This is a genomic window from Dyadobacter sp. CY327 (genome assembly GCF_021390415.1).
Taxonomy (GTDB): domain Bacteria; phylum Bacteroidota; class Bacteroidia; order Cytophagales; family Spirosomataceae; genus Dyadobacter; species Dyadobacter chenhuakuii.
Genome location: NZ_JAJUXJ010000001.1, coordinates 1,684,120 through 1,699,274 on the forward strand (window position 1 = coordinate 1,684,120; position 15,155 = coordinate 1,699,274).

General features: G+C 46.3%; 13 protein-coding genes. 5 read left to right on the plus strand and 8 right to left on the minus strand.

The genetic code is table 11. The annotated features are described in order from the left end of the window. The first annotated feature begins 12 nt into the window (after positions 1-12). Positions 13-999, plus strand: coding sequence for an FAD:protein FMN transferase (locus LZG74_RS07095; protein WP_233795869.1), 987 nt, complete (start codon positions 13-15; stop codon positions 997-999). On the opposite strand, the gene LZG74_RS07100 is transcribed toward LZG74_RS07095, so the two are convergent. The 4 genes from LZG74_RS07100 to LZG74_RS07115 form a co-directional block, all read right to left on the minus strand. Further along, entirely contained in the window at positions 996-3,191 is a 2,196-nt protein-coding gene (locus LZG74_RS07100) for a PepSY domain-containing protein (protein ID WP_233795870.1), read from the minus strand. The genes LZG74_RS07095 and LZG74_RS07100 overlap by 4 nt on opposite strands. A 14-nt stretch (positions 3,192-3,205) precedes the next feature. After that, on the minus strand, positions 3,206-3,700 hold the full coding sequence (locus LZG74_RS07105) for a DUF2271 domain-containing protein (protein WP_233795871.1): 495 nt from the start codon (positions 3,698-3,700) through the stop codon (positions 3,206-3,208). Between the two features lie 5 nt (positions 3,701-3,705). Beyond that, positions 3,706-5,178: an ankyrin repeat domain-containing protein gene (locus tag LZG74_RS07110; RefSeq protein WP_233795872.1), complete on the minus strand. Its 1,473-nt coding sequence runs from the start codon at positions 5,176-5,178 to the stop codon at positions 3,706-3,708. Between the two features lie 139 nt (positions 5,179-5,317). Next, positions 5,318-6,355, minus strand: a complete 1,038-nt coding sequence (locus LZG74_RS07115; protein WP_233795873.1) for a hypothetical protein — start codon at positions 6,353-6,355, stop codon at positions 5,318-5,320. Between the two features lie 197 nt (positions 6,356-6,552). Here LZG74_RS07115 and LZG74_RS07120 point away from each other — a divergent pair, with 197 nt between their 5' ends. The 4 genes from LZG74_RS07120 (at position 6,553) to map (ending at position 9,928) form a co-directional block, all read left to right on the plus strand. Further along, the gene (locus LZG74_RS07120) at positions 6,553-7,656 is read left to right on the plus strand and encodes a sensor histidine kinase (RefSeq protein ID WP_233795874.1); all 1,104 of its coding nucleotides are present in this window, start codon (positions 6,553-6,555) and stop codon (positions 7,654-7,656) included. Next, on the plus strand, positions 7,653-8,411 hold the full coding sequence (locus LZG74_RS07125) for a LytTR family DNA-binding domain-containing protein (protein WP_233795875.1): 759 nt from the start codon (positions 7,653-7,655) through the stop codon (positions 8,409-8,411). Before LZG74_RS07120 ends, LZG74_RS07125 begins: the two co-directional genes overlap by 4 nt. Before the next feature lie 117 nt (positions 8,412-8,528). Next, entirely contained in the window at positions 8,529-9,101 is a 573-nt protein-coding gene (locus LZG74_RS07130; protein ID WP_233795876.1) for a restriction endonuclease subunit S, read from the plus strand. Between the two features lie 62 nt (positions 9,102-9,163). Further along, positions 9,164-9,928, plus strand: coding sequence for a type I methionyl aminopeptidase (map, locus tag LZG74_RS07135; protein WP_233795877.1), 765 nt, complete (start codon positions 9,164-9,166; stop codon positions 9,926-9,928). A gap of 11 nt (positions 9,929-9,939) precedes the next feature. Here map and LZG74_RS07140 read toward each other — a convergent pair whose 3' ends face one another. The 4 genes from LZG74_RS07140 to LZG74_RS07155 form a co-directional block, all read right to left on the minus strand. After that, positions 9,940-10,746, minus strand: a complete 807-nt coding sequence (locus LZG74_RS07140) for a 5'-methylthioadenosine/adenosylhomocysteine nucleosidase (RefSeq protein ID WP_233795878.1) — start codon at positions 10,744-10,746, stop codon at positions 9,940-9,942. Between the two features lie 6 nt (positions 10,747-10,752). Beyond that, complete coding sequence (locus LZG74_RS07145) at positions 10,753-12,051, minus strand: NCS2 family permease (protein WP_233795879.1); 1,299 nt, start codon at positions 12,049-12,051, stop codon at positions 10,753-10,755. Between the two features lie 109 nt (positions 12,052-12,160). Continuing rightward, positions 12,161-14,029, minus strand: coding sequence for a gamma-glutamyltransferase family protein (locus tag LZG74_RS07150; RefSeq protein WP_233795880.1), 1,869 nt, complete (start codon positions 14,027-14,029; stop codon positions 12,161-12,163). A 219-nt stretch (positions 14,030-14,248) separates the two neighbouring features. Further along, entirely contained in the window at positions 14,249-14,896 is a 648-nt protein-coding gene (locus LZG74_RS07155) for a 2'-5' RNA ligase family protein (protein WP_233795881.1), read from the minus strand. Positions 14,897-15,155: the final 259 nt, after the last annotated feature.

The following is a 15,155-nucleotide window of genomic DNA, read 5'->3' on the forward strand; positions in this document are numbered from 1 at the left end:
AATCCTTCTGACATGCGATATCGTTTTACTATATTCTTCTTTCTTTTTTGCCTCACAACAAATGCACAGGTTTTGCGGAAAAGGACCACTATGCTCATGGGTGGCCGTTTTGACATCACCATCGTAGCACAAGATTCCGCCGCAGCAGAAGCAGGCATTGATGCCGTGATTGCGGAAATTACGCGGATCGAAAATCTGATTTCCGATTGGAAACCCGACTCCCAGGTTTCAGAAGTCAATGCAAATGCGGGTATCCGGCCGGTGAAAGTCGATGCGGAGGTTTTCGGGTTAACGGAAAGGGCCATTGCTCTTTCAAAACTGACCAATGGTGCCTTCGATATCAGTTTTGCAGCTATGGAACGCATCTGGAAATTCGATGGCTCAATGACAGCAATGCCCAGTGCCGATGCTGTGAAAAAATCTGTTGAAAATGTGGGTTACCAAAACATTATCCTGGATAAAGAGGAAGGGACTATTTTTATGAAAAAGAAAGGAATGAAAATCGGGTTCGGGGCGCTGGGGGAAGGTTACGCGACGGACCGGTGTCGAGATATGATGTTAAAACAGGGCATTAAGGCTGGCATAGTGAATGGTTCCGGAGATATGAGCGCGTGGGGAAAACAGCCCGATGGCAGCGACTGGGTGATCGGCATAACGGATCCGGGGCGTCCGGGAGAACTTTTTGCGGTGGTGCCGCTTCGTCAGGGTGCCGTAGTGACGTCGGGCAGTTATGAGAAGTTTGTGGTTATAGATGGCAAGCGTTATGCGCACATTATCAATCCTGCGACGGGTTATCCTGCTACGGGCCTCACGAGCGTGACCGTTTTCGGGCCCGGTGCCGAGCGCGCCAATGGTTTCAGCACATCGCTGATGGTTATGGGTCAGGAAGCCGGAATGAAGCTCATCAACCAATTCCCGGAATTCAGTTGCGTAATGATCACAGACGACGGTAAAGTGGTTACTTCAAAAAATTTCAATATTGCCAGATACCGCCCTTAGTAACAATCCATTAGCACCTGGCCGTGCGACTGGAAGTAACTGATGTTTTTCCCCAGGCGGGTTTGACAAATATGGTCCAGCAAAGCGACTACATTGTTCTGCATGGCCAACGACCCGCAAAGCATGACTACACCGTTATTGGACAACGTTTCGGCCACAAAAGCTTCGTCCCTTGCCAGCAGATCTTTCACATATTCCCTGGCGCCTAGCCGGGAATAAGCGACGTGCAGACTGTTTAACTTCCCGTTTTCCAGGTTAGTTTCAATGGAAGTTTTGTAAAGCAAAAACGAGGCATCGTCCCGGAAACCGCAGTATAAACGGCAATCCACCGAAGCAATTTGCTGATCAATCATACCCAGGAACGGCGCTATGCCCGTCCCGTTAGAGATCATAATCACCGAAGATGCATTCTCTGGAAAGTGGAAATGCGGGTTGCCGACAATCCTGGCACCAATCTCGCTCCCTGCATTCAGGCGATAGAGATAATCCGAACCCAGCCCGCCTTCATGCAATTTTACACTCAATTGAATGTTGCTACCAACCTTGCCAATCGAATAAAGCCGCTCCCGGTGATCATTTGCGGGATAAACGGCAAGTAAATCGCCGGAAGTGAAATCCGTCGGGTTATTTGCCCGAAGGCTGATGAGAAAGGCTTCGCCTGGCGTTGAAACGGTTGTTTTATCAACGACGGTAAGTTGCTGTACGGGTTCATGGCGGGTGGTTAGCGAGTCGGAGGATATAGCAAGCGCCACACCCGCATGCTGCGACCAGCTCGCTGCCCACTGACCGAACTCATCCGGGGATTTGTCATTGACGGTGTGGATTTCAAGGGCAGGAACAGCCCAATCCTGTTTGGCCAAAAGATTATCAACCTCAAACGCGAATTTGCAAAAATCCGGATAACCGTGTGAACCAAAGCCTACCACAGAAAAACGGACGGGACGGGGTTGCTTGTGCTTTTCCAGATGTGCAGCGAAATGTGCAGCATTGGTAGGCGGGTTACCCAGCCCGTAAGTAGCCGCCATGACAATGATGTTTGATGCTTTTGGATAAACTTTATAATTATTAAGCTCCGTAACATAAGCCGATCTGCCTCCTGCGATCAGCTGCTTGTGAATGGCATTGGCGAAACCAAAAGTACTGCCGTTTTCAGATCCTACCAGGATGACAAACTCACTTTCATCGGCCGTATACTTGTTTTTTACCCGGTTAGCCCTGCGCTTCCATGTCATCGCAAAGCCTGAGTAGATGAAAAAGAGAATGTTACCGGAAGCAACTGCCAGGATAACAGCCCATATCGCATGGGTGCGCCCCGTGTGCAGGTCCAGATTTAGCTCGGTAAGCAATGCAGCCGTCGGATATCGAACCTCGCTTAAAATGTCTCCGTTGATCTGGTTAACCGTTATCTCGCGGTCGGTAAGTTTTAATGTATAGTAATCCTCAGGATCTTCGGAAAAGGGAAATTCAATGGTTTGAACCTCGGATAAATTTATTTTTTTAAACACCTCAAAATCAGCAGGATCCCGAACAGGTCCCGACTTAATCGCATCAAAATCAACCTCAGTGGATACAACCGGGGACTCTATCAACCCAAACCGGGCCAGCGAGAGATACGTGCCACTTAATGCAATGATGAAAATAGGAATGAGCGACAGCCTGCCAAGCACCACATGGTAATACTGCGCAAAATTATCCCGCACAATGCGGCTGAAAAAACGTTTCAATCCACGCTGCCGCTGAATGATGAGCATTGTGCCGGAAACGGTGATCAGGAGTAATAAAAACGCAGTCAGCCCGATGAAAAACCGGCCTGTTTCATGAATAAAGAGCGAGCGGTGCAGCGCCGTTACCCATTCGAAAAATTCGCTTTTGGGTGCGGGGTAACCCAGTAGGGTGCCGGTTTGCGGATCAATGTAAGCTTGCAGTTTTTTCCCTTCCGCATCACTGCCTTTGATCTGTACAAACTGATTTTTATCAACCGTAAGCTCGCTGATTCCGGGATATTGTTTTCGTAAAACGGGTAATGTTCCCGCCAGCGTAGTTTCACTGAAATGATCGGTGCGGTAGGGCAGGACTTTTTCGGACAATGGCTGAAATGCCAGAATGATGCCCGTAACAGCGGCGAGGGTCAGTAAAAGAAAAGAAGATACAGCCAACGCAAGGTGGCTGTATCTCCATACAGAAATGGTCATAAGGAACTTAAACTTTAATTAGCGCTGAAACGGACGTAACGAATGTATCCAGTTCCCTCGTTTTTCGCAGCCAGTGACTCGGTGGTCAATGGGATTTCCAGGTCTTTCACGTGGTATTCCTTGTCTTCCACAGCGCTCTCAAAACGGATCTTATATCCCGCGTTGATCTTGGCATTATCAATTTCAAACACGTTCACGCTCCGGTCGCCTCCCGTCACCGATGCACCTGTAATGGCGCTGATGTTGGCTTTTTGCCTGGATTGGAACTTGTGCCATTCTTTCATGCTGTTGTACCACTTTTTATCAGGCCCCAGCACATACAATGTCTTCTCGTAAGCACCTTTATTGTTAATGAGCGAAATCACGATATACGCGCCTTCACCCATGTAATTGGTCATCTGGATCATGCATTTGTATTTGCTCTTGTCGGCCGCCTGTGCAACAGCATTGTTTGGGCGGGCGATCGTCAGTGTCAGGAAAAGGAGTGTTATTTTAAATAAATCAGACATGAAAGTTATTTCAGGAAATTGACAGTTACATTGTTTTTAGAAAGCGACTCATTCTCTCCCGCCAAGTCAAAAGCAGTTTCGTTGAAGTTTGTCTCAATCTCTTTTTTGGCACCGATGGAAAGCAGATATTTCAGCATTGCATCGTCTTTTGAAACCATAGCAGCCTTGTGCAATGCGGTGATGCCTTCGCTGTTTTTTGCATTCACATCTATCTGATATGCTTCCAGACTTTTAACCAGTGCCAGGTCGTTTTTCGCCACTGCGATATGGTATAATGTGTTACCGTTTTTCGCCGGTGCAGCGATTTTAAACCCTTTGTCCTGCAACACTTTTATTTTCGGTCCAAACTCGCCTGCTGTCCTGGCATTGTAAGATTGAGCGAGATAGAAAGCAAGGTTATCGCCGTTTTTATCCGTTGTATTAATATCTGCACCTTTGCCGATCAGGTAGCCGATCACCTCAGGGGAATTGCCTCGAACAGCCATTGCCAACGCACTAACGCCCTTTTCGTTCAGCTGGTTAATGTTTCTAACACTGGAAAGTAATATGCCAATGGTCGCTGTGTCCCGATTGCTTGCCGCGGCATTCATGAAAACGGTGTTGCCGTCTTCATCCGCTTTGTTCACATCCACGCCCTTGCTCAGGAAATATTTGATGATATCTTCCTGCTTTGGCTTGCGCACAATAGCATGCAATGCATTCTCTCCGTTCTTTCCGATAACTGTCGGTTTCAATTTCAGGCTTTCCAGATATTGATAAACTTCGATAGGGTTAGCACTGCCACGACCGCCTTGCGCAGCCATGAGAATCGCATCCGAATTGGCAGGAACTCCTTTTGCTAAAAGTGTTTTCAAAACATCGATCTTACCCGCACGGGCAGCATAACTGAATGCATTGTGTCCGGCAGCGTCAGTGCTTTTTAAGTCCAGGCCTTTGGATATAAAATAATTGGTCAACGCCAGGTCTTTATCATTTGCTATGCCGATCAGCAATGCATTGGCACCGTCATTATTCAGGTCTTTTTTCAAATCGGCGCCGTGCGCCAGGCATATATCGTAAACTTTGGTGTTCTGCTGACCGCCGCCTGCAGCAAAGTTGATCGGCGTAGCACCGTGGCCATCCACATAATTTCCTTTCGCTCCCTTGGCAACCAGATATTCCATCAATTCCACATTGCCTCGCATAGCAGCCCAATGCAGATAAATCCGGCCGTCGTGGGTTGCCTTATCCACTGTGTTGCCCGGCTGGGTCAGCAGATATTCAATGGTAGGGTTGGGCGCTCCTGCATTGATAGCAAGCACAACCGGATCAAACATGTTGTTATTGAACTGGGCAGGATTGCTTCCTTTTTCAATCTCCGCTTTCACTGCATTCACATCCGGGGAGGTTTTCCAGAAAGATTGTTCCAGAAGGACATTCTGCTGAGCCTGAGCAGCAAACGATAAGAATGCACAGGCAGCAATAAGAAGTTTTTTCATATTAAGACGAATTAAAATAACGGGTTAACAGGTGCAACTTCCCTGTTTTGAGAGTCAAGATGCACAAAGTTAAACGATAATTGGTCTAAATATGGATTTGCAGCAAGTTTTTGAACTGAAATTAAATATGCAAAAAGGATTACTTTAACACTCCGCTCGATACGATATGTTTCGAAAGCTCCCTTGCAAAACGCTGCGCGCCAGGCTCGCTCAGGTGGCATACATCACAGAACAAAACCGAATCTTCGGGCATAACCGCCGCCATATTAAAGAAACCGGTCTTTTGTTCGCGATGCACTTTTTCCAGCATTGCATTATGCATCCGGATTCCTTTCGCAACATTTTCCGGCTTGCCCCACGTGGTCACCGGCGACACCATGTAGCAGGGCGTGAAATATTTTTTGTCGGCCTCCTCACCCGTCAATGTTATGCCGGGCGGGAAGAAGGTTGCATATTTTACCAAAAGCAGCGGGTCCTGTTTCTTGTTGGCTAGCTGGGCAATGTCATTCAGGTTGTTATAGTAGGATGCAGCCGTTTTAATGTCCTCACCATAACCGGCATATGCAGGGTCAACCTGGTCATTGCTGATGTAATTCCGGTGTTTTATCTTGTCTATCAGTGTTTTAATTAATAAATGAATGGAGTAGGGTATCACAGTCACATTCATTTCCGGATGCTTCAACAGCAAATTGATCTCGTCATACCATTTGATGTGGCTGTAATCCGGGTAAAACATTTCGGTGGAAATGTTATTGGCGCGGTTCTCATTGATGGCTTCATAAAAAATGACCAGGTCATAGGGCTGGTTTTTGAGCAGCCGGTATTTTACGAGATTGTCGCGGGAGTTGTGGCCCGGCATGGCGACATTGAAGAAGTTGAATTTTTTAACTGCCGGATAGGCCTTTTGAAACAATGTATCCAGCCGCATTTCCAACCTCGACCAATGCGTGTTGACTACCGATCCGCCCAGGATCAGGATGTTCCGGGTGTCGCCGCCACGTTCCACTTGCGCCTCCTGCATGGCTTCGATATAGGGGTAATATTTCTTTTCAAGATATCGGGCCGGCTGAAAGAACGGATAACCGACCAGGGAAAGGCCTATCCTGAAAATGACTTCTGAAAAGACATAAAGCAGCGCAGTCAAAGTCAATGAAAGATAGAATTTTCTTGATATCATGCAGGATCGTAGTAATAATTGCTTTGTCATAAGGACACATCACTACTTCAATTCCGTTGCATTACAGCCTGGGACTTTCAGATTTATACTTACTTTTGAAAAAATGCAATTCAAGTCATGCAGATTACATTTCCAGGCATACATAATGATAGTCCGGGTTCGTACTGTCACGTAACCCTCGCCGCCCTGCTTCCGCTATGCGATTAGTTCCGGTCTCAACATTATTCTCAAAACAGGAGTGGCAGCTGGCGGCCGGGATTGTTTGCATTTATCTGCCTGTGCGGATATTTGTAAGCAATGTGGCGTTGGACGGAGAGACCATTTTAAATAAAATGCCGCTCTGGATTGCTGAATTCGCTGTTAACCTGCTGTTTTTCAGGATATGGATCGCGATCATCGGTGCCATACAATACTCATCCGGCAGGCTCGATGCAACGTTTACGTTCAGGTTTCCGAGGCGGCTTTTTACCTATGCCGTTGGTTTGGTGCTGGCGGTGTTATTCAATTTTGCATTCATTTTCCTTTGGCGCAATATGGAAATGTTGCTGGCGCAGCAATTACAGATCGTCATCAAAAGGACCGAACAGGAAATACAGCCTTTCAACCGTCAGCAAAAAGCAAAAGCCAATACGGGCCTGACGGTGATGGCTATGTTGGCGACCATTTATATGGTCTCGGTCAAGCGCAGCAATGAACAGCTGGAACAAGTAAGCTTGCGCGCAGCACAGCTCGAAAAGGAGAATTTGCAAACCCGCTTTATAGCACTCAAAAATCAGCTAAGCCCTCATTTTTTGTTTAATAGCCTGAGTATTCTGACCTCTATCATTGAAAAGAATCCGCAGCAATCGGTGTTGTATGTCAATAGGTTATCGAAATCTTACCGTTATATACTGGATCATTCCGATCTGGAATCGGTAACATTGAAAACGGAGCTGGATTTCATTGAAGCGTATGTTTTTTTACTAAAATCGAGGTTTGAGGAAAAGATGCATGTGCACATCGAAATCCCTGCTGCTGCCCATTACCAGTACAAAATCGCTCCGCTCACATTGCAATTGCTCATCGAAAATGCAGTGAAACACAACCAAATGTCGATGGAAAATCCTTTGCATATCAGTATTGGAATGATTGATTTTCAGCTGATTATTAGTAATCCCATCAGAAAGCGGAACAACCTGCCGGCTTCGGCTGAAATAGGACTGTCCAACATTATCCGCAGATATGGATTGCTGACCAAAGAGCCGGTAACGGTCTCTGAAACAGGCGGTTCATTCGTTGTGAAAATCCCATTGCTGACATGAAAGTATTGATCATTGAAGATGAAGGCCAGACTGCCGAACGCCTGGAAAACCTCATTCACAGGTATGAGAAGACGATCCGGGTGCTCGACAAAATCGGATCTGTTGAAAAGACGCTGGCATATTTTGCAAAACAAAATGCGGAGCTTCCAGACCTGATCTTCATGGACATTCACCTGGAAGACGATCTTGGATTCCGCATTCTGGAAGAGCTGAAACTAACCGTTCCTGTTATTTTTACAACCGCTTTCAACGAATATGCATTAAGGGCCTTCAAAACGTTCAGTATCGATTATTTGTTAAAGCCAATTGATGATCAAGAGCTTTCGGAGGCGATCGACAAGTTTAAAACCATTGTAAAACCTGCGTTGCCTGAAAATCGGTTTGCCCGGTTACTGGAAAATTATAAGGAGTCGGCCTATAAAGAGCGGTTCATGGTCACGGCCGGAACGCGATTGCAGAGCATTGCGGTGGCGCAAGTCGCCTATTTTTCCTATGAGCGAAAAACCACGCTGTTGAACACAACAGACGGGAAATTTTATAGCCTTGATTACAGTTTGGATAAGCTTGTTGAACTGCTTGATCCGAATCGATTTTTCAGGGTTAACAGATCGCAAGTGATCTCTTTACATTCCATCCGGTCGGTGAATCAGCATCCCATGGGCAAAATGGTCGTGGAAATCGAGCCTACGCCACGAGTTGAAGTGACTGTAAGCCTGGATCGCATTGCTGCATTTAAGGATTGGCTCGGTAAATAGGATCATTGATGCATTCCTTAAATCCGATATAACTGTCATTCAGGCCAAAATTCCCGGCATTCAGCTCCTGCCTTCTTCCATTCCTATGCTTATCCGGCTATCTTATGAAGCGCTTTAATGTTCGAGCGGACACATTTTGATGACCGGGGCAAAACGATGGAATTATTGAAACCCATAAAGTATTTTAATTTTAAAGACTGCGAGCAGGCAGAGCTGGGCGCTGTGGCAACGATCATGACGGGATGCCAATATGCTCAGTTCGAATGGCCCGATGAAAATTTACAACCATTCACACTCATTGAAAAACTGGTCGGCGACAGTATTATTCTGGGAGAAGAGAAATATATGCGCGTTTCCGAGCGCGAGAAAAAGAAGTTCGGTTTCCAGCACGGCGACATTATATTTACCCATAACAGCAGTTCCAGCCAGCTTGGCAATTGTGTCCTTTTCGATCTTCCCCATTTTGTTTTACATACCAAATATCTGCGCATTGTTGCCAATGAGCACATGAACAGCCATTTTTTGTTACTAATCCTTACCCAATTACGTCTGGAAGGAAGCATTCACAGGATCGCAAAACAAAAAGGCAGTGTTTATTACGTGAGTATAGAAGATTTGAAGCGGTTGAAAATCCTTGTTCCCACAATAGAACACCAGAAACAATTGCTCGATTTTCATATCCGCGCTTGACTAAGCACATTTGTCTGCTTATGTTAGGGGCGAATAAGCATAGGGGATTTTACAATTAAGATATGTCGATTACCAAAGAAGAAGAATTAACGGGAATGCAGCGTGCGAGTGAAGTGGTTGCCGTGATCCTGAAAAGAATGACGGCGTTTGCAAAACCCGGAATGACAACCAAGGAACTCGACAATTTCGGGGCTGGGCTTTTTAAAGAATTTGGGGCAAAATCAGCGCCTAACCTCGCTTATGGCTTTCCCGGTTGGACGTGTATCAGCGTTAATAATGAGTTTTGCCACGGCATCCCAACGGACAGAACGATCTTGCGTGATGGCGATCTGGTGAACATTGATGTTTCGGCAGAAGTGGGTGGCTACTGGTCTGATAACGGCGGATCATTTGTGTTGGGACCAGATACAAACGGGCATCAGCAGCTTGTGGACGCTTCCAAACAAATCCTGAAAAAGGCGATCAGCAACATCAAAGGCGGCGTAAGAATCTCGGATATCGGTTTTTTAATAGAATCAGAAGCTAGAAAACGCGGTTATAAGGTGATCAAAAACTTGAATGGCCATGGAATAGGACGGCATTTGCACGAAGAACCATCCGAAATTGCCAATTACCGCGACCGTTCTAATACGAGGCGCTTCAAGAAAAACTCAGTAGTTGCCATCGAAACGTTTATTTCAACACGTTCATCGCTGGCCGTGGAAACAGGCGACGGCTGGACAACGGTAGGGGACAAAGGCGGTTTCATGGCTCAGCACGAGCACACAATCGTGGTAACCGACGGCGCGCCGATCATTTTAACGGCCAGCAACGATGTCTGGGCATAATAACAGCACATTTACATTTTCCCGACAACAGCCATTACAAGTGTGGCGGCGTTGTGAGCGGCAATGTCGTAAAAAGCCATAATGTCATTTTGCGCTTTTTCATTGGCATTGTCGCTCAGGCTGCGGATGATCAGGAAAGGTGTGTTTTGTTGGTAACAAGTTTGGGCAATAGCAGCACCTTCCATCTCAGTTGCAGCGGCATTCAGCTCTTCACGGAGGCGTTTCGTGATAATTTTAGAAGAGACAAAAACATCGCCTGTGACAATAATTCCCTGCTTTACAGCTGGTTCAAAGCTGCCGTTGTCGCGTTTGATCTTAGAGAATGTAAGTCCCTTGGAAACGGCTAACGCCTTCTTAACCAATGTACTGTCACAAACAAATGACCTCGGGTTTTCCAACATTGTTGCCGGGTTTTTAGTAGACCAATATTGCATCCCGTTGTCTTCGGCCATACCAAAATCGTGGTAAGTCACATGTGTCCCAATCACAATGTCGCCTGGGTTAAGCGCAGGGTCAATGCCGCCCGCAATTCCGGAAAAGATAATTTCGCGTGGCTTGAAATGTTCGATCATCAAAGTCGTAGTGATCGCAGCATTCACCTTCCCGATCCCCGTTTGCGCCAACACGATCTGACGGCCGTTTAATTTGCCTTTTGTAAAATGGATCTGCTGTATGGTCGTGTCTTTTTTCTCTTCCATTCTGCTTTGCAGCAACACCAGCTCAGGAGGAAATGCACCAAGAACGCCCGTTATGCTCTGCGCATTAATGTTTGTGATTTGTAAAAATAAGAGAAGAAAAATAAGGAGTGATTTTTTCATAAAAAGTTAAAGAATGAGCGCCAGAATGGCAAAAATGTCAATGATCCAGAGCGCCAGACTAATTTCCCTGATCTTGCCCGTTGCAATATGCAGTGCGGTCCAGCTCAAAAATCCCCAGATAATTCCTTGCGTGATGGAGTAAGTAAATGGAATCAGCACCATCGCAAAAAATGCTGGAAACGCTTCGCTCAGGTTCCCCCAATTGATCTTGACAACCGGTTTCATCATAAAAACGCCCACCAATACAAGTGCCGGAGCAGTTGCAATAGCCGGAATAGCGCTTAATAATGGCGATAAAAAAAGAAAAGGAAGAAAGAGAATCGCTCCCGCAACAGCGGTAAGGCCTGTTTTTCCGCCTTGCTCAATGCCTACGGCCGATTCAATGTATGCAGTTCCCGGGCTGCTGCCGACCAATCCAGCGATGGTGGTGGAAAAGGCGTCGGTAACGAGTGATCTTTTAATGTTCCTGGGTTCGCCGTTCTCATCCAGCAGTTCCGCCGCTTCGGCGAGTCCTACGAATGTGGAAAGACTGTCGAACATATCCGTGAAAACAAATGCCAGGATAATAGGGGCCAGGCTCCATTTCAGTGAATTGACCATATCCAGCTCGAAAAGCAGGCTGAAATCAGGTTGTGAAACAATGGTGTCGATGTTGATAATGGTCTCCGTTCCGCCCCACCAGCGTCCGATTGGCCAGGCGAGCAGGCTCGTTAAAACAATGCCGATAAGAATGCTGCCTTTAATATTTTTGATCAAAAGAACGACCGTAATTAATAACCCCGCGGCAAATGTGAGCGACGAAGCATTTAATTTGCCCAAACCCACCATTGTTGCGGGATGGGCAACGATGAATTTGGCATTTGCAAAGCCTATTAATGTAATAAAAAGGCCGATTCCGGCCGCTATGGCAAACCGCAGCGATTTTGGAATGGCCTTTACAATGTAGGCGCGCACATTAAAAAACGATAGCAACAGGAAAAAGATACCCGACCAGAACACAGTCCCCAGCGCAACTTGCCAGCTCAGTTTCTCGGTAAAGACTGCTGTAAATGTAAAAAATGCATTCAATCCCATTCCCGGCGCAACCAGGATCGGATTATTTGCATAGAAACCCATCATTAAGCTGCTGAAAAAAGCAACCAGAATTGTGGCCGTCAGCACTGCCGAAAACGGCATACCCGTTTGGCTTAATATGGATGGGTTGACTACGATAATGTACGCTGTGGCCAGAAACGACGACACTCCTGCAAGAATTTCAGTGGACAATGAAGTGTTGTGTTTCTTTAATTCAGCAGCGGAAAACATACGTATCGGTTTATTTCAAAGATATTGATTGCGCTTTGTTTAAAAAAATGCATCGACAGGAATGGCAACTCACTTGTCCGGGTTAGTACGGTCCGGATTTTAATAGGGATCACCAGCCAATGCCATAATCTTCCCCATGGTTGCTGGATCCGCCCCAGAAGCTTTTATGTTGCCAGTCAAAATAGATCGCATTGATCGGTCCGCTTGTTCTCGGCTGAAAGTAAAGCTTGTAACCCATTCTGGTAAGTTCTTTTCGGGACCAATCGGGCATGGCTTGGTTGAGTATAAGCCCGCCCGGCTCTTTTTCATGTGCTCCAAAGCTTGCATACATTTGCAAGGTCTTAAAGCTGGGTGCTTCCGTAGCCTCCTGCACCGTCATGCCAAACTCCACCATATTCAGAAAGAATTGCAGCAGCAACTGGTCCTGTTCATCCCCGGCTTGTTTTGCAAATGACAAAAATGGCTTTCCATCTTTCAGCGCAAGGCTTGGCGTCAAGGTAACCCTCGGCCGTTTGCCCGGCTCTACAACATTGAACGGGTTTTCCTTCGCATCCAGAACGAATGACTGCATACGCTGGCTCAATCCCACACCCGTATTGCCTGCAATGCAGGCAGGCACCCAGCCGCCACTGGGCGTAATGCTTACCACCCAGCCTTCTTCATCGGCTGCTTCCACAGATGTCGTCCCCGCTGTGAACTCATCCATATATTCATTACTTAATCCGTTCGCGTTACGGTTAAGCGAAGCATGGAAATTTCCCCATGACTTAATTTGATCTGCATAAGGGTTTTTCTTTCCCTCGAATGGATACGGATCTCCGGGAAGTGCCTTCGCATCATTCGTTTCCCAATTGATCTGCTTGATTCTTTCCTTGGCATATTCTTTCGAAAGCAAACCTTTCATTGGTTCCTCAGGTGCAAAAGCCGGATCACCATAGTAAAAGTCCCGGTCGGCAAAAGCCAGGTTCATGGTCTGATACAACGTGTGCACGTATCGCGATGAGTTGTAACCCATACTTTTCAGATCGAAGTTTTCCAGCATATTCAAAGTCTGCAATAACACAGGGCCTTGCGTCCATTGCTGCATTTTATAGACATCGATCCCTCTGTAAGAAGTCATCAGCGGTTCCTCGATCTTGACTTTCCAATTGGCCATGTCCTGTTCTGTGATCAGGCCGCCTTGTTCCTTCGTTCCTCTGGCGATTTCTTTGGCAATGTCACCTTTATAAAAACGGTCGTAAGCTGCATAAATCGCTTCTTTCCGGCTCTTCCCCTTTTTTAATGCTTCCTGTTCTGTGTCAACCAGTTTTTGCAACGTCGCCAGCAAGTCTTTCTGAACAAATATTTCGCCCGCATCCGGCGCCTCCCGTTTTGAACCAAGATGTGGCAGAAACACTTTGGTGGAATATGGCCACTTTTTTATTTCGGCCTTATCTCTTTCGATCGCATTGGCAGTCTGTGCTTCGATGGGATATCCTTCCGCCAGTTGCATTGCTGGTGCGAGCACTTCTTTCAGGGACATTGAACCATATTCTGCCAGCATTGTCATTAAACCACCAGCCGTTCCCGGCGTTGTTGCCGCCAATGGCCCATATTCCGGTGGATATTTCATGCCCTTGTTTTTAAAAAAATCAGCGGTTGCCCCGGTCGGAGCAACACCCATCGCATTGATTGCGATTACTTTTTTCGTTTTTGGGTTATAGATCAGCGCCTGCGTTTCACCGCCCCAGCTCAACACATCCCACATGGTGCAGGTTGCTGCCAGCATTGCGCAGGAAGCGTCAATCGCATTCCCGCCTTTACTAAAAATCATCGCTCCCGCCGTAGCCGCCAACGGTTTTCCGGTAATGCCGATCCAGTGCTTGGCATGCAAAGGAGGTTTTTGCGTGGTAACCGGAAAGTTGTTAAAAGACTGACCATTTGCTGCAAAAGCACATATGCTGAGAACAGACAAATTAAGTAGGAGACGTAATTTCATAAACGTAGCTGGTTCAGGTTTTGCGGGATCAACAGCCTTAATCATACTGCCGTCCTTACGCAATTTAAACATTTACTCATTGCTGAGCCGCCCACTAGTGAATTTTGTTACTCCACATATGTTGCTACCCCATATATGCGGCAACTCCTGGTATTTTGTTTACGCTAACTATTGAATGTTGTTCATGATGTGACACCCGCACGCCATGAACCTAACCATTCAAAACAGTGAACCTTGTGTATAACTGCCTCCTGGAACTCCAAGAAGTGGGAAGTTTGCGATTTGCTCGTATTTAGAGCCTGTAACCAGTGATCTCCTAAGGAGAACCATTTCGCTGGCTTGAAATGATGCCAGGAACTCGCGGTAAAGCCAATCTATGGCTGCCTTGGCGGTTTGCAAGGCGCTCATATTCCTTGCAATGGTGAAATGCGGATCTTCACAAAAATGATTCTCGCCGGGCGCCCATTGCCGCACGTGCCGGCCTATTTCTGATTTCAACTTTTTAGTCAGATCAAGCACCTGATCGGACGCCGTTGTTTCCAGATCGACATAAAATTTCCCGTATTCGTACTTCTTGAATTGCGTCAGCGAAATGGACAATGGAGATGTATGGCGGGCCACTTTCTCAAATCCCTGGATAATGCGATCCACTTTGTTTTCATGAATCGTACATTTGAAGAGCGTAAGGTGCGGTACCAGGTTCGCAGCATAGGCGCACCCATAATTTTCCTCAAAATAACGCTTTACATTATGAAGCAATGCTTCCGTCACCTTATCACAAGAAAATACCAGGAGATATTCATACATGTGATGCCTGATGCTGGCCAGTGTATTCCAATGGTTGTTGTCGATGTGAACGCGTTTCATAATTTTTGCTGATGAAGTGTAACCTTGATGTAAAAATAATATTGTTATTTTAAATATCAAACATTTGACACTAAAAATATCTGAAAAATTTTAGATAAGCTGTTGACAGGGATTGTTTTGGCATGAATCGACTTTATTAGCTGTGGCTTTAAACAGGTAACACACTAGTTGGAAACAAAAAAACGACGCAGCCAGGACACATTGGTCACTAAGCTACGCCGTCGTGGTAGAGAAAGATTCACTTTATAAAATCATACAA

What these genes read in the sequence shown, in the direction of transcription:
- LZG74_RS07095 (WP_233795869.1), top strand. Translation starts at nt 13, where the DNA reads ATGCGATATCGTTTTACTATATTCTTCTTTCTTTTTTGCCTCACAACA.
- LZG74_RS07100 (WP_233795870.1), bottom strand. Translation starts at nt 3,191, where the DNA reads ATGACCATTTCTGTATGGAGATACAGCCACCTTGCGTTGGCTGTATCT.
- LZG74_RS07105 (WP_233795871.1), bottom strand. Translation starts at nt 3,700, where the DNA reads ATGTCTGATTTATTTAAAATAACACTCCTTTTCCTGACACTGACGATC.
- LZG74_RS07110 (WP_233795872.1), bottom strand. Translation starts at nt 5,178, where the DNA reads ATGAAAAAACTTCTTATTGCTGCCTGTGCATTCTTATCGTTTGCTGCT.
- LZG74_RS07115 (WP_233795873.1), bottom strand. Translation starts at nt 6,355, where the DNA reads ATGATATCAAGAAAATTCTATCTTTCATTGACTTTGACTGCGCTGCTT.
- LZG74_RS07120 (WP_233795874.1), top strand. Translation starts at nt 6,553, where the DNA reads ATGCGATTAGTTCCGGTCTCAACATTATTCTCAAAACAGGAGTGGCAG.
- LZG74_RS07125 (WP_233795875.1), top strand. Translation starts at nt 7,653, where the DNA reads ATGAAAGTATTGATCATTGAAGATGAAGGCCAGACTGCCGAACGCCTG.
- LZG74_RS07130 (WP_233795876.1), top strand. Translation starts at nt 8,529, where the DNA reads ATGTTCGAGCGGACACATTTTGATGACCGGGGCAAAACGATGGAATTA.
- map (WP_233795877.1), top strand. Translation starts at nt 9,164, where the DNA reads ATGTCGATTACCAAAGAAGAAGAATTAACGGGAATGCAGCGTGCGAGT.
- LZG74_RS07140 (WP_233795878.1), bottom strand. Translation starts at nt 10,746, where the DNA reads ATGAAAAAATCACTCCTTATTTTTCTTCTCTTATTTTTACAAATCACA.
- LZG74_RS07145 (WP_233795879.1), bottom strand. Translation starts at nt 12,051, where the DNA reads ATGTTTTCCGCTGCTGAATTAAAGAAACACAACACTTCATTGTCCACT.
- LZG74_RS07150 (WP_233795880.1), bottom strand. Translation starts at nt 14,029, where the DNA reads ATGAAATTACGTCTCCTACTTAATTTGTCTGTTCTCAGCATATGTGCT.
- LZG74_RS07155 (WP_233795881.1), bottom strand. Translation starts at nt 14,896, where the DNA reads ATGAAACGCGTTCACATCGACAACAACCATTGGAATACACTGGCCAGC.